Source organism: Lentibacillus populi (genome assembly GCA_014642895.1).
Taxonomy (GTDB): domain Bacteria; phylum Bacillota; class Bacilli; order Bacillales; family Amphibacillaceae; genus Lentibacillus_C; species Lentibacillus_C populi.
Genome location: BMJD01000011.1, coordinates 40750 through 66896 on the forward strand (window position 1 = coordinate 40750; position 26147 = coordinate 66896).

At 40.8% G+C, this 26147-nt stretch carries 26 protein-coding genes; 9 read left to right on the forward strand and 17 right to left on the reverse strand.

Annotated elements, in window-relative coordinates:
- Window positions 1–5: 5 nt before the first annotated feature.
- The 5 genes from IEX12_RS08945 to IEX12_RS08965 all read right to left on the reverse strand — a co-directional run bounded on the left by IEX12_RS08945 (window position 6) and on the right by IEX12_RS08965 (window position 6649).
- Window positions 6–1064: an ABC transporter ATP-binding protein gene (locus IEX12_RS08945; RefSeq protein ID WP_140392724.1), complete on the reverse strand. Its 1059-nt coding sequence runs from the start codon at window positions 1062–1064 to the stop codon at window positions 6–8.
- A gap of 398 nt (window positions 1065–1462) precedes the next feature.
- On the reverse strand, window positions 1463–2818 hold the full coding sequence (locus tag IEX12_RS08950) for an APC family permease (RefSeq protein WP_088049306.1): 1356 nt from the start codon (window positions 2816–2818) through the stop codon (window positions 1463–1465).
- Window positions 2819–2911: 93 nt separating this feature from the next.
- Window positions 2912–3067 carry a hypothetical protein gene (locus IEX12_RS08955; RefSeq protein WP_155555320.1) on the reverse strand — a complete coding sequence of 52 codons (156 nt, stop codon included), beginning with the start codon at window positions 3065–3067 and terminating at the stop codon, window positions 2912–2914.
- A gap of 699 nt (window positions 3068–3766) precedes the next feature.
- Entirely contained in the window at window positions 3767–5227 is a 1461-nt protein-coding gene (locus tag IEX12_RS08960) for a CoA-acylating methylmalonate-semialdehyde dehydrogenase (RefSeq protein WP_088049305.1), read from the reverse strand.
- A gap of 54 nt (window positions 5228–5281) precedes the next feature.
- Window positions 5282–6649 (reverse strand): aspartate aminotransferase family protein, encoded by a 1368-nt coding sequence (locus IEX12_RS08965; protein WP_155555321.1) that lies wholly within the window; start codon window positions 6647–6649, stop codon window positions 5282–5284.
- 223 nt (window positions 6650–6872) lie between these two features.
- Here IEX12_RS08965 and IEX12_RS08970 point away from each other — a divergent pair, with 223 nt between their 5' ends.
- A complete protein-coding gene (locus tag IEX12_RS08970) occupies window positions 6873–8504 on the forward strand; it encodes a PucR family transcriptional regulator (protein WP_230856197.1) in 1632 nt (543 codons plus the stop codon).
- A gap of 43 nt (window positions 8505–8547) precedes the next feature.
- On the opposite strand, the gene IEX12_RS08975 is transcribed toward IEX12_RS08970, so the two are convergent.
- From IEX12_RS08975 to IEX12_RS09010, 8 genes are all read right to left on the reverse strand, one after another.
- A complete protein-coding gene (locus tag IEX12_RS08975) occupies window positions 8548–9783 on the reverse strand; it encodes a Zn-dependent hydrolase (protein WP_155555322.1) in 1236 nt (411 codons plus the stop codon).
- Between the two features lie 35 nt (window positions 9784–9818).
- Window positions 9819–10040, reverse strand: coding sequence for a hypothetical protein (locus IEX12_RS08980; protein WP_088050925.1), 222 nt, complete (start codon window positions 10038–10040; stop codon window positions 9819–9821).
- Window positions 10041–10063: 23 nt separating this feature from the next.
- The gene (locus tag IEX12_RS08985; protein WP_155555323.1) at window positions 10064–11539 is read right to left on the reverse strand and encodes an NCS1 family transporter; all 1476 of its coding nucleotides are present in this window, start codon (window positions 11537–11539) and stop codon (window positions 10064–10066) included.
- A 366-nt stretch (window positions 11540–11905) separates the two neighbouring features.
- Complete coding sequence (gene preA / locus IEX12_RS08990) at window positions 11906–13177, reverse strand: NAD-dependent dihydropyrimidine dehydrogenase subunit PreA (RefSeq protein WP_155555324.1); 1272 nt, start codon at window positions 13175–13177, stop codon at window positions 11906–11908.
- Window positions 13178–13203: 26 nt separating this feature from the next.
- Window positions 13204–14535: an NAD(P)-dependent oxidoreductase gene (locus tag IEX12_RS08995; RefSeq protein WP_188724985.1), complete on the reverse strand. Its 1332-nt coding sequence runs from the start codon at window positions 14533–14535 to the stop codon at window positions 13204–13206.
- Window positions 14536–14844: 309 nt separating this feature from the next.
- Window positions 14845–15330 carry a hypothetical protein gene (locus tag IEX12_RS09000; protein WP_088049301.1) on the reverse strand — a complete coding sequence of 162 codons (486 nt, stop codon included), beginning with the start codon at window positions 15328–15330 and terminating at the stop codon, window positions 14845–14847.
- 7 nt (window positions 15331–15337) lie between these two features.
- A complete protein-coding gene (locus IEX12_RS09005) occupies window positions 15338–16900 on the reverse strand; it encodes a sodium/proline symporter (protein ID WP_102415695.1) in 1563 nt (520 codons plus the stop codon).
- A gap of 2 nt (window positions 16901–16902) precedes the next feature.
- A complete protein-coding gene (locus tag IEX12_RS09010) occupies window positions 16903–17040 on the reverse strand; it encodes a hypothetical protein (RefSeq protein WP_188724966.1) in 138 nt (45 codons plus the stop codon).
- Between the two features lie 269 nt (window positions 17041–17309).
- Between IEX12_RS09010 and IEX12_RS09015 the strand changes: the two genes are divergently transcribed.
- The 4 genes from IEX12_RS09015 to IEX12_RS09030 all read left to right on the forward strand — a co-directional run bounded on the left by IEX12_RS09015 (window position 17310) and on the right by IEX12_RS09030 (window position 20443).
- Window positions 17310–17915, forward strand: coding sequence for a TetR/AcrR family transcriptional regulator (locus IEX12_RS09015; protein WP_188724967.1), 606 nt, complete (start codon window positions 17310–17312; stop codon window positions 17913–17915).
- A gap of 5 nt (window positions 17916–17920) precedes the next feature.
- The gene (locus tag IEX12_RS09020; RefSeq protein WP_188724968.1) at window positions 17921–18847 is read left to right on the forward strand and encodes an ABC transporter ATP-binding protein; all 927 of its coding nucleotides are present in this window, start codon (window positions 17921–17923) and stop codon (window positions 18845–18847) included.
- A complete protein-coding gene (locus tag IEX12_RS09025) occupies window positions 18844–19623 on the forward strand; it encodes an ABC transporter permease (RefSeq protein ID WP_088049295.1) in 780 nt (259 codons plus the stop codon). Before IEX12_RS09020 ends, IEX12_RS09025 begins: the two co-directional genes overlap by 4 nt.
- A gap of 220 nt (window positions 19624–19843) precedes the next feature.
- Complete coding sequence (locus IEX12_RS09030; protein WP_102415698.1) at window positions 19844–20443, forward strand: superoxide dismutase family protein; 600 nt, start codon at window positions 19844–19846, stop codon at window positions 20441–20443.
- 281 nt (window positions 20444–20724) lie between these two features.
- Here the strand turns inward: IEX12_RS09030 and hydA are convergent, their stop codons facing one another.
- The 4 genes from hydA to IEX12_RS09050 form a co-directional block, all read right to left on the reverse strand.
- Window positions 20725–22146: a dihydropyrimidinase gene (gene hydA, locus IEX12_RS09035; protein WP_188724969.1), complete on the reverse strand. Its 1422-nt coding sequence runs from the start codon at window positions 22144–22146 to the stop codon at window positions 20725–20727.
- The gene (locus IEX12_RS09040) at window positions 22130–22387 is read right to left on the reverse strand and encodes a M20/M25/M40 family metallo-hydrolase (protein WP_286171045.1); all 258 of its coding nucleotides are present in this window, start codon (window positions 22385–22387) and stop codon (window positions 22130–22132) included. Before IEX12_RS09040 ends, hydA begins: the two co-directional genes overlap by 17 nt.
- Window positions 22388–22418: 31 nt before the next feature.
- Window positions 22419–22568, reverse strand: a complete 150-nt coding sequence (locus tag IEX12_RS09045; protein ID WP_188724971.1) for a hypothetical protein — start codon at window positions 22566–22568, stop codon at window positions 22419–22421.
- A 274-nt stretch (window positions 22569–22842) separates the two neighbouring features.
- Window positions 22843–23718 (reverse strand): hydantoinase/carbamoylase family amidase, encoded by an 876-nt coding sequence (locus IEX12_RS09050; RefSeq protein WP_308777581.1) that lies wholly within the window; start codon window positions 23716–23718, stop codon window positions 22843–22845.
- Window positions 23719–23880: 162 nt separating this feature from the next.
- On the opposite strand from IEX12_RS09050, the gene IEX12_RS09055 reads away from it, so the two are divergent.
- From IEX12_RS09055 to IEX12_RS09070, 4 genes are all read left to right on the forward strand, one after another.
- On the forward strand, window positions 23881–24780 hold the full coding sequence (locus tag IEX12_RS09055) for a transposase (RefSeq protein WP_188724972.1): 900 nt from the start codon (window positions 23881–23883) through the stop codon (window positions 24778–24780).
- A gap of 8 nt (window positions 24781–24788) precedes the next feature.
- Complete coding sequence (locus IEX12_RS09060; RefSeq protein WP_102415702.1) at window positions 24789–25010, forward strand: hypothetical protein; 222 nt, start codon at window positions 24789–24791, stop codon at window positions 25008–25010.
- Window positions 25011–25104: 94 nt separating this feature from the next.
- Window positions 25105–25488, forward strand: a complete 384-nt coding sequence (locus IEX12_RS09065; RefSeq protein WP_102415703.1) for a transposase — start codon at window positions 25105–25107, stop codon at window positions 25486–25488.
- A 194-nt stretch (window positions 25489–25682) separates the two neighbouring features.
- Window positions 25683–26096 carry a GlcG/HbpS family heme-binding protein gene (locus tag IEX12_RS09070; RefSeq protein WP_188724973.1) on the forward strand — a complete coding sequence of 138 codons (414 nt, stop codon included), beginning with the start codon at window positions 25683–25685 and terminating at the stop codon, window positions 26094–26096.
- Window positions 26097–26147 lie beyond the last annotated feature (51 nt).

Consider the following 26147-nt stretch of genomic DNA (forward strand, 5'->3'; position numbering starts at 1 on the left):
TGAACTTACCGTAAAATGACAGAATCGGCTGGCTCCCAACTAACGGAGATTGGATTACCCTTTTTTACGCCATCCATTTTCCCGTTGGATTCATGAACAATCATTTCCATCCCGCCATTAAGTTCCACAACAATTTTAGTTGTCGTTCCAATATAAACTTTTTCTTTAAACTCTCCAGTTAGTACAAATAGGTTATCCTGCTGTTGGTCCGATATTTTGGCATTTTCCGGTCGAACGGAAATATATACTTCTTCTGCTTCTTTAAGATTGCTGCTTTTGGGAATCAGAACATGTTGACCAGCAACCTTCAACGAGGCATAATTTCCATTCAGGTTATCAACCACCCCCTTGAAAATGTTTGTTTCACCGATGAAATTTGCTACAAATCGAGTCTTCGGTTTTTCATATATTTCATTCGGTCTGCCCGTTTGTTCAATTTCCCCTTCATTCATGACCACAATCCGATCTGACATCGTTAATGCTTCTTCCTGATCGTGGGTTACATAAATGAATGTAATGCCCAGACTCTTCTGCAGACGTTTTAACTCCATTTGCATTTGTTTCCGCAGTTTTAAGTCAAGGGCGCCCAGCGGCTCATCAAGCAGTAGGACCTTTGGATTGTTAACAATCGCTCTGGCAATGGCAATTCGCTGTTGCTGGCCTCCACTTAATTGTTTAACACTTCGATCCCCATAGCTTTCCAGTTGAACCATTTTCAGTGCCTGTTTAACACGTTCTGCTATTTCCTGTTTATTGATTTTTTTCATTTTTAGCCCAAATGCCACGTTTTCAGAAACAGTCATATGTGGAAATAGGGCATAACTTTGGAATACCGTGTTCGCCTCTCTTTTGTATGGTTCAACATGATCAACCTTTTTTTCGCCAATTTTCACACTACCAGAAGTCGGTTTTTCAAATCCGGCAATCATACGTAATGTTGTCGTTTTCCCACACCCTGAAGGTCCAAGCAAAGTTAGGAATTCCCCTGCCCTGACATTCAGATTTAACTCATTAACCGCCTTATAGTTGCCAAATTGTTTTGTTACATTTTCCAATTGCACCATATTCTCTCCCAAGCTCAACCCCTCCAAATAATTATTTTCTGTAAATGATTAAATATCCAGTTAAGTTTGTTTGTTTACAATTCATGTTGGCAAATTGTGATAGGTATTCTTTTTCAATTAGGCAGATAATGTGATGCCCCTTAACCTGCTGGTAATAATTCAGATTGAACAAATCATTTTCCTTTATTAAAGGATATCAAAGAGTCAGTAAATGATAGTTGTGACCTCCTACACTCCACTGCTCAAAATTATCCTTCCGCCATTCAGACCCAAATTGGCAACTTTTGAACACGCACTCTATGAAAATACTTTTTCCAGTAATAATTGATAAAATTTTCCATTACACTTTACATTTTGTTAAAGTAAGCAACAAAGCAAATTCTGTTGATTTGCTTGAGTTAGAGTGCAGCTGACTTCTCTGCCTCATCCATTTCAAAATCTGCCATTTTGGTTCTGAAAAATTTAGTCAGGAAAAGCATATAAATAAAGCCGATAGTAATCCAAACGAGTCCAGCAATAAGTGCATCAGCATGGAGAAAATACCATAAGACCCCGGTTAGGCCAGCCCCTATAACCGGCATTATTACGTAGGAGAAAAAATCTTTTGGCGTTTTGTACCTCTTTTTACGGAAGACAAAATAAGCAATGACAGACAGATTAACAAATGTAAAGGCAATCAATGCCCCAAAATTTATAACAGCAGAAATCAATTCCAGGCTTGGAGATATTGCAAGCAACGATACAACTCCAACTATAATAACCGAGTAAACTGGGGTTCGGAATTTCGGATGGACATAGCCAAATACCTTTCGCGGCAGTACCCCATTTCGCCCCATTACATACAATAGGCGGGAGACACTTGCATGTGACGCAAGTCCGGACGCTGTCGTTGCTGCAAAAGCACCGGCCAGGAATATCATTTTAAAAATGGTTCCGCCGACATACAAACCGATTTCAGGCAATGTATCATCCGTTACGTTAAAATTGGATACATCCGGGAACAGGGCTTGGGCAAAATAACCTGCAACAAAAAAGATACCTCCGCCAATAAGCACTGTCAGCATAATTGCTTTGGGCATCACTTTAGAATTTTTAGCCTCTTCTGTATACATTGTAATCGCATCAAATCCTATAAATGAGAAACATACAACCGTTGCGCCTGTCAAAACCGCGGTCATCTCTACATTTGCGTGAAAAAGTGGTGCAGTTGTCAAGATTGTGCCCTGTCCCATACCGTTATACAGTTTAACAAACGCAAGGACAATAAAGGCGGCGATTAAAACAATTTCAAAGGTAACGAGAATGGAATTCAAACTAGATGTTTTTCCCATGCTCCAGACATTAATTCCAGTCACAATAATGACATAGCCTACAACCCAAATCCACGCGGGAACATCAGGGAAAACGGATTCCATATAAATTCGAATAATCAGTGCATTGACCATTGGCAGCAGCAAGTAATCCAATAGGGCAGCCCAGCCAACCAAGAATCCAAGATGCGGATTCATTGTCTCCCTCGTATACGTATAAGCGGAACCTGCACTAGGAAACACTTGCACCATCTTTCCATAACTTACAGCAGTAAATAACATCACAATTAACGCAACAATATAGGCAAGTGGGACAACACCATTCGTTTCCTCCGATACAATCCCGAATGTATCAAATACAACTGTCGGTGTCATATAACCTAAACCAAGTCCAACAATGGCCCAAGGTCCAAGTGAACGCTTTAGCGTGTCTTTTTCCGTCATGTGATAACTCTCCTTTTAATCATTGATCTCTTTTTAATAACTTTAAAAGCGATACTAAAATGAAGGATACACAATTGAACAAGGTACGGGTACTCAATCACACAAAATCCCCCTTTGATCCAAAATAATTCGGATAATTTTAATAAATGCAATTTCTGTGCCAACCTTATATCTAGCATCACCAAGCTTTAAAAAACAAAATAGATTTGGTTTCTTATGAATAATTGCATAATCTACTATTTTTTGCATAACCAGGTTATTTCCTCGGAATAAAGGGAAATTTCATTCAGTGGGGGTTTCCTACGGCACAGGACGTGCTAGTGCAGGCGTTGTCACGGGATGTGACGGTTTTAGCCTGCCCTTCCTCCCTCACTGAATGTTAGTTGAGGCTCACACGATGTGGGTAACAAAGACGAAGGCATAAGGCAGTGGCATTCTTAGTCTTTGTTCCTAAAATCAGAAATTTACGGGCTGTTATACCCACCTTCCCATTTTTGGTTTACTCACACTTAGAGGTGGAGGTACTACTGCCCGTTAATGCGTGATAAAATTAAGTGGACAGTAAAAGCTTTTTATCTTTCAATAATACATCAAAGAAAAAGCACCCTTAATTCCTTGCCAAAGGTGCTTTATGCCAAAATTTTATATTAAAGATGGTGCCGGTCCTGCTTTACTTTTGCGAATAATATCTTCCTAGCTAAACCCATCATGACACTCTTTATTGCTTTTTTTATTTTTTTATTGACATTACATATACTCCCTCACTATTCATCTTTTAGAAAATCCATTATAAATGATACGTACTGTTGTTTAGCAGATAACGTCATCATAAACAAGTGGCACACCGCTATTGGTGTGCCACTTTCCTTATTTACACGGTTACCTCAGATTTATTCCAGATAGTAAGTGGACATTATGGCAAAATCCTTTGATCATTTCGTATACTGCTTATATCCAGCGAGTCGTTATAACCTTTTTACGCGTATAGAATTCAATCCCGTCTTTCCCATTCACATGAAGATCTCCATAGAAAGAATCTTTCCAACCCGAGAAAGGGAAAAAGGCCATTGGCGCCGGTACACCGATGTTGACTCCAAGCATACCTGCATCAATCGTTTCACGGAATTCACGAACACTTCCACCATCATTGGTAAAAATACACGAACCATTCGCAAAACGTGATTTATTTGTTAATGTTACAGCTTCTTTAAGATTTTTCACCCGGGAAATAGATAGGACTGGCGCAAATATTTCATCCTGCCAAATCTTCATTTCGCTCGTGACATTGTCAAAGATAGTCGGCCCGACAAAATACCCTTCTCGTTTAATACTTTCATCATTTCTTCCATCCCGAACAAGTGTCGCACCTTCTTTTTCACCTGTTTCAATATATTGGAGTGTTCGTTCCTTATGCTGATCACGGATAACGGGTCCGAGAAAAACACCTTCATCCAAACCATTGCCAATCTTAATTTCATTTGCCTTCTGTACAAGTTTTTCAATTAGTTCATCGGCTATTGGCTCTTCCACTGCTACCACAGAGCAGGCCATACAGCGTTCTCCAGCCGAACCGAACGCAGCACTAATGATTTGTGTTGCAGCATTCTCCAAATCAGCATCTTTAAGAACGATTGAATGGTTTTTAGCTCCGGAAAGCGCCTGAACACGTTTAAGGTTTTCCGTTCCTTTTTTATACACATACTCAGCTACAGGCTGTGAACCAACAAACGAAATAGCACCAACCTTTTCATGCTCCAATAGACCATTTACAACATCATGTGCTCCATGAACAATATTAAATACACCCTTTGGCAAGCCGGCCTCTTCCAGTAATTCCGCCAGACGATTAGCCAGAAGCGGTGTACGTTCGGACGGTTTTAACACAAACGTATTCCCAGTTACAATCGCCATCGGAAACATCCAGCACGGAACCATCATTGGAAAGTTGAATGGGGTAATTCCTCCAACCACTCCGATCGGATAGCGATAAACGCCCGATTCCAGTCCTGACGCAATCGATGGCAATTGTGATCCCATTGATAAAGCAGGTGCTCCCGCAGCAAATTCTACACATTCGATCCCGCGTAAAACTTCCCCATAAGCTTCTTTATAGCTCTTGCCGTTTTCAACAGTAACCAGTTCGGCAAGTTCCTCCCAATGGTCTACCAGTAATTGTTGATACTTAAATAGAATTCGCGCACGTTTGGGGACTGGAACCTCCTTCCACGACTGGAACGCCTCGGAGGCTACTGCCACAGCATTGTCTAAATCTTTACTTATTGAAAGGGGTACCTGTGCGATAACCTCTCCTGTTGCTGGATTGTATACTTCCGCAGTCTTATCCGATACAGCCTCAATCCATTCCCCACCAATATAATTTTTAAGCGACTTTAATTGAGTTTGTGTCATATATGAATTACCTCCCGCTTTTTTGTTAATAAGAAAGTCTTGTTATTTGATTTTTTAAGACGCATTTTCTTTAAATACCTTTTTTACAACAGAGATAATGAACGCTAAATCCTCATCTGTGCAAGAAAGTGGTGGACATATTGCCAAAATATTATTATATCCAGCTACCGTATCACCATTTTTGCCAATAATCAGGCCACTCGCTTTACAATCACTGATGATTTTATTCACGCGATCAGGTGAGGCTGGTTTCTTCGTATTTTTGTCCTCCACCATTTCAATTCCCATGAGAAAGCCTAAACCACGTACATCACCAACAAATGGATGGTCTGCCAATTCGGCAAGCTCCTGTTGTAATCGCTCACCCAATACCGCAGATCTTCCCACCAAATTCTCCCGTTCCATAATTTCAATATTCTTGAGCGCCAATGCACAAGCTGCCGGGTTGCCGCCAAACGTGTTCACATGACGGAAATGGCTGTTTTCTCCATTATCTTCAAAGGTTTTATAGATATCTTTACGAACCGCGGTAACTGACAACGGTAAGTAAGCACTGGTCAGTCCCTTCGCCATCGTAACCATATCCGGTTTGATATCAAAATGCTGATGGCCAAACATTTTTCCAGTTCTGCCAAATCCGCAAATAACCTCATCGATGATTAATAAAACACCATGCTTTTTACAAATCTCCTGTACTTTTTCCACATAGACACGATCCGGAATCAGAATACCTCCACCCGTGATTAGCGGCTCCATAATGACACCGGCAACAGTTTCTGCTTGCTCCCAGACAATTTTATCTTCCAGTTCCTGTGCCCGTTGCAAATTATATTCCTTCACCGATACCCCAGCTGGTCTCCGGTAATTATCAGGCGGTGAAACGTGTAAAAACCCGGAGGTAAGCGGTTCATATTTATATTTTCTTAATGCCTGCCCTGTTGCCGATAATGCCCCCAATGATCCACCATGATAGGCCCGGTAACGCGAAATAAATTTATGTCTTGCCGGTTCTCCATTCTGCTGATGGTATTGCCGGGCGATTTTAAAAGCAACCTCATTGGCATCAGAACCGCTATTGGAATAAAAGATCATATAGTCATCGTCAAGCAGCTCATTTAACTTTTCAGCAAGTTCAATTCCTGGTACATGGCTCTGCGTCATCGATGTGTAAGCCATCTGCTGCATTTGTTCATATGCTGCCCGCGCCAGCTCCTCGCGACCATAGCCAACATTTACACACCATAATCCTGACATGCCATCCAAATATTTATTGCCAGCATAATCAGTGATCCATGCTCCCTTTCCTTCCGTTACCACCACTGGCTGTTTCTTGTCGTTATATTGTGAGATATGATGCCACACATTCTCGCGGTCTTTCTCCACAATAGATTGGGATTGCCTTGCATCTTTAGCAGTCTTCATCTCCACTTTCTCCTTCCAATAATTGATTTTATCCTTTGTCCATAACCTATTATTGTAAGCGGTTACTACCCAATGCTGTTATTCCCTCCTAAATCAGTCGTCCTTGTGTTGACAGCCTCTTACCGATCCTTCATAATTTATTTTACAAAGAATTATAAACATTGTAACTTCACACTTTGTAACATGATACATGAATTGCTTTAACATTGTGGAGGGATGCATTTTGATCGGAAAATTCGAATTAACCATAAGTGATATTCTGCAAAGAGATATCTTTAAAACTGCCAAAGTGATTGCCGGAAATGAGGGATTAGATAAGCTGGTAAGATGGACACATATTTTAGAAACGAACAAATTTGATTCCCTAATCAATGGTGGTGAGTTAATTCTAACCACCGGCGCTGGCCTGAAACTCGACTCTTCCACGGAGTTGACTTATTTCAGGAATTTAATTAATAGAAATGCAGCAGGGATTTGTGTAGAAATTGGCACACATGTCACTCATATTTCCAATGAGGTGATACAATTAGCCAATCAATATCAATTCCCCATCATTGTATTTGATCGTTTTGTAAAATTTGTTGATATTACGCAGGACCTTCATTCCCTAATCATTAACCAACACCACCAAATGCTCAGTCAGTTAAATGAATTATCAACGAAATTTAATGAGCTTTCATTATTGCCCAATGGTATTTTGAAAATCCTTCAGGAACTGAATACTTATTTAAAAGAAGAAACCTTATATATTACGGATGAGGCGCGGTCATATTATTACCCACCCGAAACAAAGTACATAGAAGAAAAAGTTCGTTCACACTTATCAGATTTTGACTTCCATCCTGCAAAGGAAAACTTCATTTCACTAGATGAAGGGAAATTTGCTGTAGTAGCAGTTAAAGGATTAGGGCAAATTTGGGGTTATCTATGCTTGCAGGTTGGTCAAAACGTATTGAAGGATTTTCTTTTCTCCGTGATGGATCGAGCGGCACTATCCATTGCACAAATTACGTTAAGAAACAGAACTATTGAAGAGCGAAAACAGAATATAGAAGATAAGGTTGTTCGAAACCTATTACATGGAAAGGACTACGATGCTGACGAACTCCACACCATAGTACCTTTGTCTGCGAATAATTTTCATTACAGGCTGATTTTAATGCAAAACAATCGACCGGAAATTAACGCCGAAGAGGAAGATTGGAACGAAATAAAACTGCAACGATCAGTGATGTTCCGCTCTTTGTTTAAAAAACACGGGTTCTACCCTGCTGTATCTGTAAGTAAAAGTGATACCGCTATTATTGCATCCTTTCGGGTAAAAGATGAATCCGAACAAGGGATAGCTAAATTTTCTCCCATCGTGCAGGCAATAATGGATATGTGTGTCAAAAATATTTTTGACGGCAGTACATGTATTTTAGGAATTAGTAAGATTAATAAAGATATATCCGCTTTAGCAACCAGTTATCAAGAAGCTAAAAAAGTTCTTTTCTTACAGAAGGCTAACATCAAATCATCCATTTTCTATGAAAATATTGGCGTGTATCGATTGCTTTTCGATCATCGAGGTGAGCATTTAAAATCTTACATTAACGATTTGCTGACACCCTTAATCAAGTATGATCAGGAAACGAAAAGCGAACTATTAAGAACCCTGGAAGTATATTTGAATTGCCGCGGTTCCAAAAAAGAGGCTGCAGAGCAATTATTTATTGTCCGGCAAACACTGTATCATCGTCTCCGAAAAATAGGAGAATTACTTGGGAAAGATTTTATGGAACCGAGCAATCGCCTAGCCCTGGAGCTTGCTATTAAGGCCTATTATATTTCAAATGTTACCGGAAATGGTTGAAAGAGATCATCTTGATTTCTTTCAACTATTCCCCATAGAACAACTACTTTGCCGTCAGATCTAAAACGGCCTGCAGCATAACATTTACTCCGTTTTCACAGTCCTCCCATGGTGTCCATTCATCTTCCGCATGGCTCTTACCGTTTACACTCGGCACAAAGATCATAGCAGTTGGAATATATGTTGCGATAAACTGTGCATCATGTCCGGCACCACTGACCATGCGCTTATAGGAATATCCGATATTTTTCGCTGATTGTTCTACTGCATTTACGATTTTCTCATCAAACCATACTGTATTCCGATCCCATTGTTTCGTTGTTTTCACCTCACATTTTTCTCTGCCAGTGGATTCAGGGAGCCCCTGAATAATTTCCTCCACTTGCCTGATGGTTTTGGCATCCTGATGTCTTGCCTCAAGGGTAAACACAACCTTATTGGGAATGACGGTATGAATGTTTGGACTAACATTCATTCTGCCAATCGTATAGACCAATTTATCATCCAGTTTGTTCATTTTCTCACGTATTTCAGTAATTAAATTATTGGTAGCAAATAAGGCATCTTTTCGCATTGACATTGGAGTTGTACCCGCATGGTCGGAATCACCGCTAACCTCGATCTCATAATTGACCATCCCAACCACACATTCAACGACACCAATCTGCAGTGATTCACTTTCTAACACAGGCCCCTGTTCAATGTGTAACTCTAAAAAGGCAGCTGCATCTGTTAACCGATTTGTTTCCTTTCCTGCAAAGCCACTGTTCTTTAGTGCCTCCCCAAATGTAATGCCCTCCGTGTCTGTTGACTGCAACATGGTCGATTTATCAAACCAGCCGGAAAGCACACCGGAAGACATCATCGCGGGTTCAAATCGCGCCCCCTCTTCATTGGTAATATTGGCAACTACAATAGGCACCTGAGGCTTGATGCCATTTTCAACGATGGTCCGGACAACTTCCAGTCCTGTCAATACACCAAGCACACCGTCAAAACGTCCACCTTTTTTTACGGAATCCAAATGGGACCCTACAACCACTGGAGGCTGATCATTATCTATTCCCGGCAATGTTGCGTACATATTGGCCATATCATCCCACACGACCGTCATTCCAAGCTTTTCACACTCGGATTGGAAATGCTTCCTAGCTTTAAGATCTATGTCAGACAATGCTAAGCGGGTAACACCATTGTTTTCGGTTCTGCCAAAATCAGCGAACTCCTCGATGGTATTTTTTAGCCGTTTCCCATTGATCAGTACCTTTTGTTTTTCCATCATTTTTTGCCTCCCCTTCCATTTCTCTCTTGTGTTTACTCAGTCATTTGTTCTTGCTGCTTGATGTACAATGTCGTAAAATACTTTCGACTATCCGGGTGTGTTAAACGTATTGTCTTTTTATCTGAAGTCATTTTATTCTCGAATTCGACTACATCTCCATCAAGCGTACCTTTTGAAGCCGTCATGATATACCCTTTTTTCACCAAATCATCCACTTGACGTTTTTCTGATAGAAATGCATCATAGCTTGACAAGGCCATGTTCCCTCCTTTATCCATTAACCTACTACTTCTTCCTGACTTTCTCCACTACTTTCCTTAATTACCCAATCGCGTCCGACGGTAATTCCCAAGTATTTTTCGTCGTTTGGATCCTCTATTTCGGCCTGTGGAAATTTTTTGAAGTACCAATGTTTAGCCAGCACATAGTAAACAGCTCCTGCTATAATAAATCCGACGATAAACGAATAATCCATGAAAAGAATGGCTACAATACCGCCAATCACCCAAGCAATAAAACCAACGATGTTTACACCACCATGGAACCTGAACTGTCCGTCATGCTCGTATAGTTCCTGTACATTTACCCTTCGCTTCCGCAACATATAATAATCGACAACGAGAATCCCGCTTATCGCTGACAAAACGGCCCCAAAGAATAACAACGCCTGAGTCAATATTTCATAGACACTCCAAGGCTGAATAACCGTTCCGACAATCCCGACAACAAATACTGCAATCGCATTGGATACTTTTGGCCCTAATACATTTGAAAAAATAGCAGCAGCAGGTACGATGTTTGCAGCCGTATTCGTGGACCACTGTGTCAGTACAATCATCAGAAGCAGCATTGCCAGCATCCAGCCGGAAGCAGTCTCCTGTAACGCGATAACCGGGTTAGAACTGCCTGCAACCATAAAGGCTGCCGCACCAATCATGATCATAAATGTTTCCGTCAATGGCATGGCAATCAGGCTACCGATCAAATTCGTTCTGTTTCGTTTAAACCAATTTCTTTCATATTTAGGTGCCTTAAAAAACCGTGATATGGTCGGGATATCGCACCCCAGTGTTGCCCAGAAACCCATATTGGCAAAAATAACGATCATAAATGCTGTAACCGCGGCGCCTCCTGTAACTGGACTTGCTGCCCAAGCCCATACATTGCCACCTTGTTCGGCAATATCCGCTGTTAACGTGTTATAGATGATCAAGGATAAAATAATAATGATCGGGGCAGCAATATCGGCAAAGCGTTCCACCCATTTAATACCGGAAGCAGTATTAATTAACTGTACAATGGCAAATATCAAATAGCATAACAACCAGTTATCAAATTCCGGATTGATCGTATGGATGATCGAATTGATCGCGGTTGAACCGAAATACGTATTTAGCCCAAACCAAAATGATGCTGTGACTGCTCGTGCTATCGAGGGGATATGAGTTCCAACTATACCAAAGGGTGCTCGCATATAAACTGGAAAAGACAAGCCATGTTCCACCCCGATATCTCCGACAATTGAAATAAAAATACCAACCGCAATACAGCCGATCAACGTTGCCAGTACTACCCAGGGCAAGGAAATACTTTGAACTCCGGAGGCGCCGATATCAAAGGTTGCTAAAAGTATGGCCATCCCAACCCACATTGCAAAAAATCCCATGACTCCTATCTTCCGCTGATTATAACCAATTGGAAGTAAATCCGGTGACTTTAGGTACGAGTTGTTGTTTTCATTAGTCTTTCCCATCGTTTTTCCCCTTTTAATTTATTGAGGATCACGAAGCTGTTTGATCGTCAAACAGCTTCCTCCTCAATTACTCAGTTTCATTCACGAAATCCTCCACCTTTTCCGTTTGCTTATTTTCAGAACTAACTTTTAGTAACAAAGGCGTAAGCGCCCGTTTAGAAACGTACAAACTGGAGCACTTCGCAATGAGATAAAGGAAACACGGTGAGCTGGAAGCGAACCGATGTTGACTTATCGTAGTGGAGAAGTGTGAAGTTTGCTAGTTGCTGGACGCTGGAGCCGGACGTGGCTGTCGCAGAAAGTGACATTAACGCAGCCTGAATGTTTATACTTTCCTATAACTTAAAAAATGCTAACAAATGAAAATCAGCTGTTACTATTCATCACTTGCAAAGCTGCCTGCCGGTCATTCCAGGACATTGGCGGTTCGGCTGGCTCAAGATCCACCATATCGATTGCCCCCTCAACTGGACAAACAATTGAACAAAGGTTGCAGCCGACACAGTCGTCTTCCCTGACCTTTAAATAATCATTGCCATTTTCATCGACCAGCATATCGATGCATTGATGGGAAGTATCTTCACAGGCGATATGACACTTATTGCAATTAATGCAAATATCATTATTAATGCGTGCAACTATTCGGTGATTTAAATCCAAATTGCTCCAGTCTGTATATTTTTCAACTGATTTCCCAACTAGTTGACTAACAGATGCAATCCCTTTGTCATCCAAATAATTGCTCAAGCCCTCGGTCAAATCATCGATAATACTAAATCCGTGATGCATGGCTGCTGTACATATTTGCACACCGCCGGCACCCATCAGCATAAACTCAACCGTGTCCTGCCAGGTAGAAATGCCGCCAATCCCCGAAATCGGGATATGGAAGTCCGGTTGCCGTGCGCATTCACCAATCATATTCAGCGCAATCGGTTTAACCGCCGGTCCGCAGTAACCACCATGCGCTCCCTTTCCATTCACATTCGGTATTGGACTCCACGTATCAATGTCTACGCCTATTAAACTATTAATTGTATTGATCATACTGACTGCATCAGCGCCACCACGTTGTGCAGCTTTTGCTGTCGCGGTAATATCGGTAATATTCGGTGTTAATTTCGTAATGACCGGTACTTCTGCGACTTCCTTGGCATATAGCGTTGACTTTTCTACTAGGTCCGGATGCTGGCCTACCGCTGAACCCATTCCTCGTTCAGACATCCCATGCGGACAACCGAGGTTTAACTCAAAACCATCTACCCCGACATCTTGTACCCGTTTGACAATTTCGTGCCATTTATCCCGCTCTGGTTCTACCATTAATGAGGCAATAATGACCCGATCCGGAAAGCGTTTCTTTGTTTCATAGATTTCTTTTAAATTTTCCTCAATCGGCCGGTCGGAAACCAATTCAATATTGTTAAAACCGGCTACCCGCTGACCGTTAAAGTGATACCCGCCAAAACGCGAGGTCACATTCAACACCGGTTCACAAAGTGTTTTCCATACGGCACCGCCCCATCCGGCTGCAAATGCACGCTGTACCTGATAACCTGTATTCGTTGGCGGTGCAGATGCAAGCCAGTAAGGATTTGGAGACTTAATTCCTGCAAAATTGATACTGATATCAGCCATATTCATCCTCCCATCACATTTTTTATTTAAACCTTTTCTTTAGACCCTTTTAACTGCTGATGTACCGCATACGCTGTCTCTTTTCCCTGCTGTGCTGCAGATACGGCCATCGCTTCACCGATACCCTTTGCAAAGACTACATCACCTGCCGCATAGACTTTCGGTTCGGTCGTTTTGAAGGTTACAGGATCTACTTTGACAACCCCACCCTGATGGTCCAGGTCAAATGCTTCAATTAACTGATGATGCCGTGTCTGACCAATTGCTTTAATGACGATATCAACATCCATTAGAAATTCAGATCCCTTTATTTCTATTGGCCGCTTGCGCCCGTCTGATTCCGCTTCCTTTAATTCCATACGAACGCATTCCATCTGTTTGACATGACCACTACCATCACCGATCAAACGCTTCGGGGCAACTAACCACCTGAATTCCACACCATCCTGTTTGGCAAAGTCGTATTCAAACTTATACGCAGACATTTCCACTTCCGTCCGCCGGTAGAGAATTTTAACGCTATCCGCACCGAGTCTCACCGCTGTCGTTGCACCATCGATCGCAGTATTCCCTGCACCGATAACAGCAACGCGCTTCCCAGCAAATTCAGTTGGATAATTTCCGTTCTTTACTTCTTCAACAAGATCAATAGCGTCGTAAATACCTGCTAAATCTTCTCCCTCGATTCCTAACATTGGCACCTTCCCCATTCCTGCAGCAAGGATAACCGCATCATAATTATCCACAAGATCCTCTGCAACAATATCTTTGCCTACTTCGGTATTTGTGCGGATGTCAACACCCAAGCTCTTAACCTGTTCCACTTCCCATAAGGAAATATCCTTTGGAAGCCGAAACGGAACAATACCATGCGTGTCTAATCCGCCAGCTTCGTCTTTAGCTTCAAAAATCGTCACCGTATAGCCGAGCCGACCCAGTTCACGGGCTGCCGATAAGCCTGCTGGACCACTGCCAACAATCGCAATCTGCTTGCCGTTTTTCTCTCCAGCTTTAAACAATACCTGTTCATTTTTAATCGACCAGTCGGTTGCAAAGCGCTGTAGGTCTCCAATCATAATCGGTTTCGTGGAATGATTAAGTACACAAGCCCCCTCACACAATTCCTCTGTCGGACAAACACGTGCACAGCTTGCTCCAATAGGATTCGCTTCCATAATTGTTTTTGCCGAACCCTTTAAATTTCCGGATGCAATCTTTTTAATAAAACCTGGGATATTAATTTCAGTCGGACAGGCCGTAATGCAAGGTGCATCATAACAGTACAGGCAGCGGTTCGCCTCATCTAATGCCTCCTGAGCATTAAAACTAGGCTTAGATTCATCAAAATTCTTTTTCATATCTTCCGCTGACAGTAAATTTTGCAGTAAATGTTCCAATGAAAAGCCTCCTTTTCAGGGTTCATCACTTAAAAATCAATCTAATTATGAACCCTTTTTTATTTTTGTCCGATTACAAATACGAATTGATCTGGAAATCACCCCTTGCATATACAATCTGCATGATGAGACCTTCAATTAACGAACAGTAAAAGTAAGCGTTTGTATCCTATGTTTGCTATTATATTTTTTAAAATTTATAATATATTTTACATTGTGTAACAATTTTGTGGTTATTATTAGCCGCTTTGTAATGATACAGCAGTTCAACTACAACGGGTGAAATTTTCCGCTTACTGCATCAACCGTGATAAAAAAATGATTAGGAAGGTTTAAAATCCCTTCTACTATCCAGTAAGGTCGGTAAAATATTTCCTGTTTGGTTAGGGTTAATTTTGGAATCGTGAGTATTTTCTTTTTGCTTGAAAGAGAATGATATAAAAAATCCTCTGCCCTCTCCTTAGCATCTGCTAGTGTTAAATCTGGTTGAATGAAATCCCGATCAGATACTTCCTGTTTCATAAGCTGCGGAAATGTATCAGCCAAAGCTCCAACTTTATTAACGCCATCAATAGTGCAACCTACATGACCTTTTAGCGGATGGAAAAAGTTCCTTCTATCGATTACATATTCAAAAATCATATAAGGATAAAACACAAGCCTTTGCACCTTATATGTTGTCTCTGGATCTAACTTTTCCAGCCGCTTTTTAACTTCCTCTTGACGAAAGCCCGGTTGTTCTGCGTTAATGATCATCAGCGATTCACCCTTTTACTGGTATATTATTTTGAATGAAGGTTGAAATAATTTTCGCCTCCGGACTAATATCACGATTGATATGTTTATCAATATTTTTCGGTAGTGGTCGTGGTCCCTTTGCCTCTTCAAATACTTTTTTAATCGGTTCTGAAGGTGGTGTACCAAACGGGTTCCCAATCATCATTGCAATAATGGAGATAATTAAACCGGCAAGGAATGGATGTATACCAGTTACACTTTGCCAGTCAAACGACGTCCATAGTATATTTGTCACCCCACCACAGATCATCGAGCATAGAACCCCAACACTATTTGCCTTTTTCCAATAGACAGCGGCGATATAAGGAACCATAAAACTATTGCCCAGTGTACCAAACGCAAACACAACCAGATCAAAAACCTTTGGTGGCTGTACGATGGCAACGATAATACCGATTACCCCAGCTAAGAGCACACTAAGTCTGGACACGAGTATCATTTTGTTATGGCTTGCTTTTTTATCGATAAACCGTTGATACACATCACGTGACAAAATGGTCCCTGCCTGCATCAAAATAGAATCAGAAGTCGACATGATCGCTGCCATCACCGCCGAAAGTAATAAAGCTGCAAAAATCCCTGGGAAGAACGTATACGCAAGCGTTGGAATAACCATTTCGGGATCACTCAAATTTGGCAAAAGAATGATCCCTATAAAACCTAACAGATATGGTGAATAAGCAAATAATTGGTTATAGATAGCTGTCCAGAGTGTAGCAGTCTTCACAGTTTTTGTACTTTTCATGGACATATGTCTGACCACAACATGCGGCAGTCCCATATAGCCAATCATGTAAATTAAACTGGAGCCTAAAATAACACCCCATTGTCCATAAAAGACATAATCCTTCCCCCAAATACTTAAGTATGACGGGTCAATTTCACTAAGAGACTGGTTTAAGCCGGAAAGCCCGCCTACATGGACGAGACCAACAATTAACAGGCATAAAACCCCTAAAAGCATAACCAGTGCCTGAAAGAAGTCTGTCCATACAACAGCCAGATAACCTCCAGCAACTGTATAGATGATAATGATACCAACACCGATAATCACGGCCCACTCATATTTCCACCCCGTCAAAGACTCCAAAGCTTTGCCCGCAGCAAGAAATTGGGCAAATACGTAAGCAAATAAAAAAACGGTGGCAATGATCGATCCCACAACTCTGACAGCAGCACTTTCATAACGCTTTTCCAAGTATTCAATCGGCGACAATGCCCCCAGAATTTCCGACATCCTCCTCATGCGTTTCCCCAAAACGGATAGATTAATAATTCCACCGCCCGCATCACCAATTGCATACATAATGGCATACCAACCTTGTTGAAAGGCTAACGCCGGGCCGCCCAAAAACATAAACCCGCTCATGGAGGTACTTTGCATCGATAATGCGGTAACAGCAGGACCAACCTTCCTGTCACCCAGCAAGTAACTATCAGGTGATTTGGAGGCCTTTTTGGAAAAATATAAACCGATACACAAAAGGACTAATAGATAGATAACGAATATAATGACATCAGACCCCACGTTTATTCATCCCCCTTTTCTTGATTCTCCTCCAATTTGTCGTCCCTGTTTTTGATAAAATACATCATGATACCTAACGCCAGCCAAATAAACGGCCATGGAACGATATACCAGAAAGTATCGACCGGGAAGTTAAACATCGTCTCTCCTCCTCGCGAAAAAATTATGTTTAGTTCAAATTTATGTATGGAAACAAGCAATATTACAATACGAATTAGATATTCCTGTACACATAGGACAATCCTGCTCTTTAAAGAAAGACCGCATCGGATTATCGTTTAGAAATCTATTTTATAAATAACACTTTTTGTAATACTTTATCTGTTATTTGAAAATTTATAGAAAAGGTTTATAATATTTATGAATATAAATATTTTTTATTCATACATTCATAAAAGGGGGTTTTTTGATGTCGAGGGGATTTAATGAGTATGAAAAGCAATTCATCACTAATTCTCTTATAGAACAAGGAAAGATTCTTTTTAGCAATTTTGGGTTTCAAAAAACAAGTATCCTTGAAATCACCAAAAATGTTGGTATTGCTCCAGGGACGTTTTATAAATTCTTTAATTCAAAGGAAGACTTATATTTCGTGATACTTGAAAAGGAAGAAGAAAAAATAAAAGAGCAATATGCTAATGTAGATATTTTCAAGGAAAATCAACCGAAAAAAGCAATCAAAAGTATCCTCCAACAAATGATCAATACAATCGAAACGAATCCACTAATTCGTGAATTGTATTTTGGGAGCAATATGGAAGTTTTGCTAAAAAAACTATCTCCAGAATTACTAGAGAAACACTTCAAAAATGATTCTAACTCATTATTGTCTTTGATTGAAAAATGGAAAATTGAAGGGATAACCCTAGAAGAAAACCCTGAGGTCATTGCAGGTGTACTGCGTTCTTTGTTTGTACTTACGCTTCACCAAAAAGAAATTGGTGCAGCAGTCTATCGGGAAACTATCGAACTGTTTATTGACCTTATTGTCGATGGAATCATTCAGGAGGAGTGATAAATATGCATCAAGCCATTCAAACCAATCGGTTATCCAAAAGCTATAAAGGCTTTCAAGCTGTTAAAGGTATTTCATTAAATATAAATAAAGGTGAAATTTATGGTTTTATCGGGTTAAATGGGGCTGGTAAAACTACAACAATCAGAATGTTGCTTGGACTGATCAGACCAACTCATGGCACATGCTATATAAACGAAAAGAAGGTAAGTCTTAAAAATCATAGCATCTGGAGAAAAGTTGGGTATATGGTTGAGACACCCTATTCTTATCCTGAACTCACTGTCAAGGAAAATCTTGAAATCTATCGCCGCCTTCGATTGATTTCAAACAAAAATAAGGTATCAGAGGTGATGAATCAACTTAATTTAACAAGATATGCCCAAAAAAAAGCGAAAGACCTCTCTTTAGGTAATGCCCAACGTCTAGGTATTGCCAAAGCAATTCTGCATACACCTGAAATTTTAATTTTGGATGAACCTGTTAACGGATTAGATCCTGCAGGGATAGTTGAGATAAGAGATTTACTTCAAGACTTGGCTTTTAACAAGGGGGTCACAATTTTAATCTCTAGTCACCTTCTTGATGAAGTAGCCAAAATTGCTACCAAAATTGGTATCATTCATGAAGGGGAGCTGATACAAGAAATCGAATCAACCAAACTAAACAAACTTCTTAATCAACGTCTTACCATTGATTCTCAAGATAACAAGTCAGCTGCATCTAAAATGTCAAAAGCCGGATATTTCTCAGTTTTAAATAAAGATGGCTTGATTGAGACATACAATAAAAAAGCCATCCTACATCCAGACGAGATTTCCCGTTTTCTTGTTTATGAGGGACTTCCCCCAACTAGATTGACAGTGGAAGAAGAGAACTTGGAATCCTATTTTCTAAGAATTATCAAAGGGAAAGGAGAAATGTTGCAATGAGCTATTTCCTTACTGCATTACAGGCTGAGGGACTTAAAATTTGCAAGTCCAAAGTAATTTGGATTACCGCGGCAGCTTTTACCATTGCACCTTTAATGGCCGGGTTTTTTATGGTTGTATTAAAAAGTCCGGAACTTTTAAAAAGCTCCGGCTTGCTCGAAGCCAAAGCCCAATTTGCAGGAGAAGCAAATTGGCCATCCTATATAAGTTTACATGCCCAAATAATTGCAGTAGGCGGGATTTTAATCTTTGGGTTTGTCACAAGCTGGATATTTGGGAGAGAATACGCTGACCACACAGTAAAGGACCTCTTAGCACTCCCTTATTCTAGGGCAGTTATTGTGATGGCCAAATTTATAGCAGCTTTCCTAACGAATACTATTTTAAGTACATATGTTGTGACGCTTGGTTTCTTCATTGGGTGGATTATCGGGCTCACACAATGGTCTTCAACAATCGTTACACATGGTCTTTATATACTGGTAGTAGTTACCATTTTAACGATAGCCCTATGTACACCAGTCGCTTTCTTTGCAAGTTACGGTGGAGGATATTTAGCTCCATTAGGATTTGTTATTTTTACGCTTGTTCTTTCTCAAATTGTTGCAATTGCTGGCTTTGGCGAATACTTTCCATGGGCTGTACCAGCTCTTTATAGCGGTGTAACAGCGGGAGAAAGTGCTCTAGGTTGGGGGAGTTTATTAATTATTTTCATTACGAGTTTATTAGGGGTTTTAAGTACACTATATTGGTGGCTTTTGGCAGACCAGCATTAAGAGAAACAATAATGTTACTAACATCATGTGAATTTGTTGATAACAAATATTAACGAGTTTTACACTTGTTATTTGTACTGTTTAACCCCATTCCCACACTATTTTCCTAATACCCACTTTGTAGTCCTTAAGAACGAATTGTTATGTGAAAGGTTTAGTGCTTCTATATTTAAGGGATAATCTTACTAATAAGGTTTAGAATTGGAAGGGGATATTAAACATGAAGCGCTGGGCTTTTCTTTTGTTGCTATTAACCATTATGCTTGTCATAACTGCATGTGGTGGAAATGCGGATGATGAATCAAACAGTCAGGATAATATGGGTGGAGCGGATGACAATACCCAAAATGAGAAGAAGGATGATGATAATCAAACAGTTCAAGTTGATTTAAAAAATGGAGATGGGGAATCAGTTGGTACTACAACATTGGAACAGGTGTCTAAGGGAGTTAAAATTACCCTTGAAGGACATGATATCCCAAGTGGCACACACGGATTTCATATCCATGAAACAGGACAGTGTGAAGCGCCGGACTTTAAATCAGCTGGAGGTCATTTCAACCCTGAGGATTCCAATCATGGCTTTGATGACCCGGACGGGCCGCATGCAGGAGATTTACCCAATATTGTAGTAGGTAAAGATGGTACAGTGAACGAATCATTTATCGCTGAAAAGGTAACACTGGAAGAAGGTAAAGACAACTCCCTATTTGGCGATGGCGGAACAGCTATTGTCATTCATGAAGGCGCTGATGATGGCAAATCACAGCCTTCAGGAGATGCCGGTGATCGATTCGCATGTGGTGCAATCAATAAATGACAGACGATTTGAGCCTGAGACATAACAAAACGCTGAACTCTAAAAACGAACAACACACTTATTATTTGGACTCAAATCCTTCAGACTAGGGGCTGAAAGTGATAAAAGTATGTTTATTCAATTAAAAAAATAATCAACATATTAGCCATGACTAGTATGTTGATTATCTTTTTATGTTAAGGTTTTTATAAAATTTGGTCTTGACAATTACTACAGTTAAGGGTAGATACTTTTGTCGACCACCCCTTTGACGGACTATTGCATACCACCAATGTTCAATGTCACACGTTCTTCAATTCTTTAGCAGCTTGTGCGTCATCAAAACAAAGCGCAAACGGTTTTCCAGGAATGAACTTGCCATCGCCTTTTTCACCAATAAATTCACCTTCATCAACTACAAGCTTCCCGCGCAGGAATACTTTATCCACTTTTCCTTCCTGTTTATACCCTTCAAACGTACTATAGTCAACACCATGCAAACTGTTTTCATTAGAAATAACGGACGATCCATTCGGGTCATACAAAACGATATCCGCATCCATACCAACGCCAATATGCCCCTTGCAATGGTCTAACCCCATGTTCTTGGCTGGCGTGGTTGCAAATAGGTCAACAAACCGCTGTCTGGAGATCTTTCCGGTGTTGACACCGTATGTCCAAAGAATGCCTAAGCGGTTTTCTACGCCAGGTGCACCATTTGGGATGTTGGTAAAATCATCGATTCCCATATGTTTTTGTGATTCCCAGTCAAATCCGCAATGATCGGTGCTAATGGCGTTTAGCCAGCCATTGTCAAACGCCTCCCATAAGGCCTCTTGGTCGGCTTTGGTACGTAAAGCCGGTGACATCACATATTTAGCCCCTTCGAAGTTTGGTTTAGCTAAGTCATCTTCCTCAAGCATCAGATATTGGACACAAGTTTCACCATAAACCGGCAGTCCCTCGTTTTTGGCAGACCGGATGGCTTCCATAACACTTTTAGCTGTGACATGAACAATGTAAACGGGGGCTTCTACCATAGCCGCCAGATTGATCACGCGCTGGGTTGCTTCGAGTTCCACCCTTGCTGGTCTTGAAACTGCATGGTAATATGGATCCGTCTTACCTTCAGCGACAAGTTTCTTTTGTAGCAGGTCGATCACATCAGCATTCTCACAATGGACCATAACGGTAACTCCAGCTTCCTTCGCCGCTTTTAATGCTTTGTAAAGGGCCTCATCATCACTATGAAACGGCATCCCTTTATAGGCCATAAACAATTTAACGGTGGAAATACCCCTGTTAGGCAAATCGGCAATTTCCTCGAATGTCTTATCTACTGGATCACATACAACAGCATGGTATGAATAATCTGCCATGGCCTGGGGAGCAACTTCATTTTTGTCCATTTCAAAAATCGTATCCGCCATTCCTTTGCCCTGTTCCTGATTGACAAATTCTACAACTGTTGTGGTTCCACCAGCAACAGCAGCATTCGAGGTTTCAAACCCTCTTACTCGCTCCCCTTTAAATTCAAAGGAATAATGGACATGTTGATCAACCCCACCTGGAAGGACGTATTTCCCCTTAGCATCGATAATCTCGTCAGCAGTTGCGTCTAACTGTGCCCCGACCGCAATTATTTTTTCTCCCTCAACTAATACATCTCCAACAAATTCATCGATAGCGGTTACAATCGTTCCGTTTTTAATTAATGTACGCATGATATCCTCCTCCGAAAATTTGTGAGTGCTTAACAAATGGTTGATTTTTCCCCTTTGTCTTTACAGCTAAATGTTTTACTACATGAAGTAACAAATCACCCCCTGATTTGATATCTTCCTCTCTTGTATATTCCTCAGGGCAGTGGCTTTTTCCTCCCATACTTGGAATAAAAATCATCCCTACATCGATCAGGTCCGTCATCATTGCTGCGTCGTGAACAGCGCCACTATTCATTTTCATATAGTTATAGCCCTGTTCGGATGCTGCCTCCTCAATCGCCTGGACGATAGTTTGACAGGGAAGATGCACCACTAATCAATTCAATCTCGCTTTGAAATTTATCTTCCACGGCAACGGCGTTTACTTTTTCAGCCAAGGCATTGGCAACAAGATTAATTCCCTCTGCCTCCACATCCCTCACATCTATAAAAAACTCCACACGTCGGGGAATAACATTTGGCATATTTGGCTGACAGGTTATTTTATAAGTAAAGAAAGTATAAAAATTTAGGCTCTATTCTGCTTACGTCAGAGTTGGCCATGTCCAGCTCCAGCGCCCAGCAACTAGCAAACTTCACACTCCTTCACTACGATAAGTCAACATCGGCAAAAGGGGAAGTTCGGTTAAAACCGCGACGACAATCGCCACACCGAACTGAACTACGTCCTGTAGGCCTCAGCTCACCGTGTTTCCTTTATCTCATTGCGGAGTGCTCCAGTTTGTACGTTGCTAAACGTGCGCTTGCGCTTTTCTTACCAACCGTGGCAACTGTTGTCGGTAATGCTTGGCTTCTTGCCATTTGCTGAATATAGGAAATGATGGTTGCTGCTCCCACCAATGGATCACGTCTTAAATCCATCGGCGTTGTCCCCGCATGATTGGAATCCCCTTCCAGTGTAACTTTAAACGTTTTCATTCCTGAAATCGCTTGAACAATACCAATCGATTTACGCTGCGTTTCAAGTATAGCCCACTGTTCAATATGCAGTTCTATCATCGTATCTACTTCATTGCTTCCAAGAACATCCTTACCAACATCCTCTACATTAAGACCGAAATTTTTAGCCAGGTCATAAGCGGAATCACCTTCTCCATTTTTGATGGATTTCAGATCATCTACACCAATTTTCCCCGTTAATACCTTGCTGCCCAGCATCGTGCTTCCGAAATTGGATCCTTCCTCTTCAGCAAAAATAATCAATTCGATTGGACGGCTCATCGTTACCTGTTCTTCTTTTAATACTCTTATAGTCTCCAAAGCTGCTAAAACACCAGTCAGTTCATCAAATTTCCCACCATTTTCTACCGTATCGATGTGGGAGCCTATTATGATGGAGGGTTTATCGATTTCTTTCCCGAAGATTGCTCTGATATTTCCAATAGCGTCCACTTTTATGTAGAGACCAAGCCCCTGCATTTGTGATAAAAGATAATCTCTAGCTTGCCGATCTTCACCACTGTAGGAAAACCGTGTGCAACCATTGTTTGGCGTTTTATTATAGCTAGTAAGGTTGATAAATCGTTTAGCATTCGTTTTAGATTCATTTCCATTTTTGTATTCTCCCTGAATGGAAACGCATAATTCAAATGAGTTTTAGTTAAAATGATTGCCCCTACCGATTTATATGAAATCATTAACATGATTAGCACCCAAAAAGGTTCATATTTACCACCACCTGAATTCGTCAATCCGTTATAATAGAGATAGATATGTATGTTGGAGGTCAGATTCATGTTCAGACAAGAAAAAAAAGACGTTCAAAAAACACTTTTCGATCAAGATCAGGCATTTCCAGATCAAATTATGGAAATGCTAAAAAAAAGTTGGGCGGATGATTTTTACCGATTGATTCTCACACAGATAAATGAAGATCGGTTTTCTGTTTTGTATAGCGATAAGGTAAGCCGTCTGAACAAGCCAGTCAACGTATTGGTTAGTTTCCTTATTCTCAAACAAGAGAATTTACTCTCAGATGAAGAATTGATTGGATCGCTTTACTTTGATTATCGGTTTCAGTATGCGTTAGGTCTCGAAACAAACTCTGATAAAGATCGTCTTTGTATCAATACCTTATCGAACTTCAGGTGTCGCCTTGTTGAGCACGAACTCCAAACTGGCGAAGATCTTCTCCAACAGGAAATGGAATCGATTTCGGATAAGATGGCTGAATTTCTCTCATTAAATAAGTTTATGGCTCGAATGGACTCCAGTATGATTGACAGTTCCTGCAAAAACATGACGCGCATTGAACTGGTGTATACCGTCATTCGCAATATGGTGAGAGAACTAAGTAAGACAACGGATTTGGAACTTCCCGAATCCTTTTTGGCATACCTTGAAAAAGGCCATAAAAATAAAACCATTTACAAAACTAAATCAACCGAAGAAGGCTCTAAACTGGAATCCCTTATTCAGCAGGCTCATGACTTATACGAACTGGTAAAAGGTCATTCGGCAGCGACAGATTCTACCAGTTTTGAGCATCTTTCTCGTCTTCTTCAAGAACAATCCATCGAAACAGAAGATGGTATCGTTGTTCCGATGGAAGGCGCAAAGCTATCATCTCAAATTCTTCAAAATCCATCTGCCCCTGACGCAACCTTTCGAAATAAGGCTGGCGAAACCATATAGGGAACAGCTTGAACTTTGTTGAAGTTTACGACCCTGAAAAAGAAACGGGTCTTATTATGCATGCCGAATTAAAAGAGAATACGTACAGTGACGCCCAATTTGGTGAGGATTTTGTAAAGAATCATTCTCTCGCAAACGAGATAGACATATTAGCTGTTGACGGTGCTTATTACCGACAAGAGACTGTAAAACAGGCTGAAGAAAAAGATCTTGAAATAAACTTTTCTTAAATGACAGGTCGAACGGTTTCAGACGATTATATTGGCGTGGACCAATTTAAAATTGACCCCGAGACACACAAGATTACGGAATGTCCACAAGGATATGAACCAACTTTTTTCAATCTATGATTCAGAGAAAGAGATATACACCGCCAAGTTTTATAAAGAACAGTGCCGGCACTGTCCATTATTAGACCAATGTCAAGTGAAGAAGCAGAAAAAGGCGTATCATATTTCGTTTAGCGAAAACAAACGACGCACAGATCAAACACGTTCCAAAATCGGTACAGAAAGACATCAGGAATTATCTAACTATCGTGCAGGCGTTGAAGGTGTGCCGTCTGTCTTAAAACGGGTATATCAACTAGAGCATTTACCTGTCAGAGGACGAGTGCGCCCAAAAATATGGATATATGCATCGATAATCGCCCAAAACTTCAAAAGATGCAGGAAATACATCAAAATGATGGTCCCAACCACTATATAAGAGGATGGGATTTCCTAATATTTAATTGTGAAACCAAAAATCGTACTTACATTAATAGAAATTGGTCATTTCAATTTATTAAACCCTAGTTTTTGGGTGCTAATCATAAATTTAAAATTCAGGACTATGTTTATTAAAAATGTCTACGGGAATCAAGTAAAGAAAGGTAATTTTTAGAAGGAGGAAGATGACTAGTGGAAAAAATAAACTTGGAAATGGCAAAACAAATAATTGACGGAGCGGAAAGAGAAGCAAGTAAAATTGGTGTGCAGATGGTCATCTCTGTCGTGGATGATGGTGGAAATCTCGTTGCCACCCATCGCATGGATGATGCATGGCTGGCAAGTGTAGACATTGCCCGGAACAAAGCCTGGACATCTGTTGCCCTGAAAATGCCTACAGCTGAATTAGAGGAAGCAACCGTTCCAAACGCAGAGCTCTGGGGGCTTAACACAACCAACCAGGGCAAAATTGTTGTCTTTGGTGGTGGAATCCCACTTGAAAAAGACGGAAAAATTGTCGGAGCAGTCGGTGTTAGCGGAGGCGCTGTACCTCAGGACGTACAGGTGGCTGAAGCAGCAGTTGAAGTATTTCGAAATGAGAATTAGTGTATACAACCTCCCACGACGGGAGGCTTTTGAATTATCGTAATCCAATTT

Coding starts and splice junctions, on each gene's coding strand:
- IEX12_RS09040 (WP_286171045.1), bottom strand. CDS start 22,387: ATGAAAATGAATAGTGGCGCTGTTCACGACGCAGCAATGATGACGGAC.
- IEX12_RS08995 (WP_188724985.1), bottom strand. CDS start 14,535: ATGAAAAAGAATTTTGATGAATCTAAGCCTAGTTTTAATGCTCAGGAG.
- IEX12_RS09020 (WP_188724968.1), top strand. CDS start 17,921: ATGCATCAAGCCATTCAAACCAATCGGTTATCCAAAAGCTATAAAGGC.
- IEX12_RS09025 (WP_088049295.1), top strand. CDS start 18,844: ATGAGCTATTTCCTTACTGCATTACAGGCTGAGGGACTTAAAATTTGC.
- IEX12_RS08975 (WP_155555322.1), bottom strand. CDS start 9,783: ATGGAAAAACAAAAGGTACTGATCAATGGGAAACGGCTAAAAAATACC.
- IEX12_RS09065 (WP_102415703.1), top strand. CDS start 25,105: ATGAACCAACTTTTTTCAATCTATGATTCAGAGAAAGAGATATACACC.
- preA (WP_155555324.1), bottom strand. CDS start 13,177: ATGGCTGATATCAGTATCAATTTTGCAGGAATTAAGTCTCCAAATCCT.
- IEX12_RS09030 (WP_102415698.1), top strand. CDS start 19,844: ATGAAGCGCTGGGCTTTTCTTTTGTTGCTATTAACCATTATGCTTGTC.
- hydA (WP_188724969.1), bottom strand. CDS start 22,146: ATGCGTACATTAATTAAAAACGGAACGATTGTAACCGCTATCGATGAA.
- IEX12_RS08985 (WP_155555323.1), bottom strand. CDS start 11,539: ATGGGAAAGACTAATGAAAACAACAACTCGTACCTAAAGTCACCGGAT.
- IEX12_RS09055 (WP_188724972.1), top strand. CDS start 23,881: ATGTTCAGACAAGAAAAAAAAGACGTTCAAAAAACACTTTTCGATCAA.
- IEX12_RS08945 (WP_140392724.1), bottom strand. CDS start 1,064: ATGGTGCAATTGGAAAATGTAACAAAACAATTTGGCAACTATAAGGCG.
- IEX12_RS09010 (WP_188724966.1), bottom strand. CDS start 17,040: ATGTTTAACTTCCCGGTCGATACTTTCTGGTATATCGTTCCATGGCCG.
- IEX12_RS08965 (WP_155555321.1), bottom strand. CDS start 6,649: ATGAAGACTGCTAAAGATGCAAGGCAATCCCAATCTATTGTGGAGAAA.
- IEX12_RS08955 (WP_155555320.1), bottom strand. CDS start 3,067: ATGCAAAAAATAGTAGATTATGCAATTATTCATAAGAAACCAAATCTA.
- IEX12_RS09015 (WP_188724967.1), top strand. CDS start 17,310: ATGTCGAGGGGATTTAATGAGTATGAAAAGCAATTCATCACTAATTCT.
- IEX12_RS09000 (WP_088049301.1), bottom strand. CDS start 15,330: ATGATCATTAACGCAGAACAACCGGGCTTTCGTCAAGAGGAAGTTAAA.
- IEX12_RS08960 (WP_088049305.1), bottom strand. CDS start 5,227: ATGACACAAACTCAATTAAAGTCGCTTAAAAATTATATTGGTGGGGAA.
- IEX12_RS08950 (WP_088049306.1), bottom strand. CDS start 2,818: ATGACGGAAAAAGACACGCTAAAGCGTTCACTTGGACCTTGGGCCATT.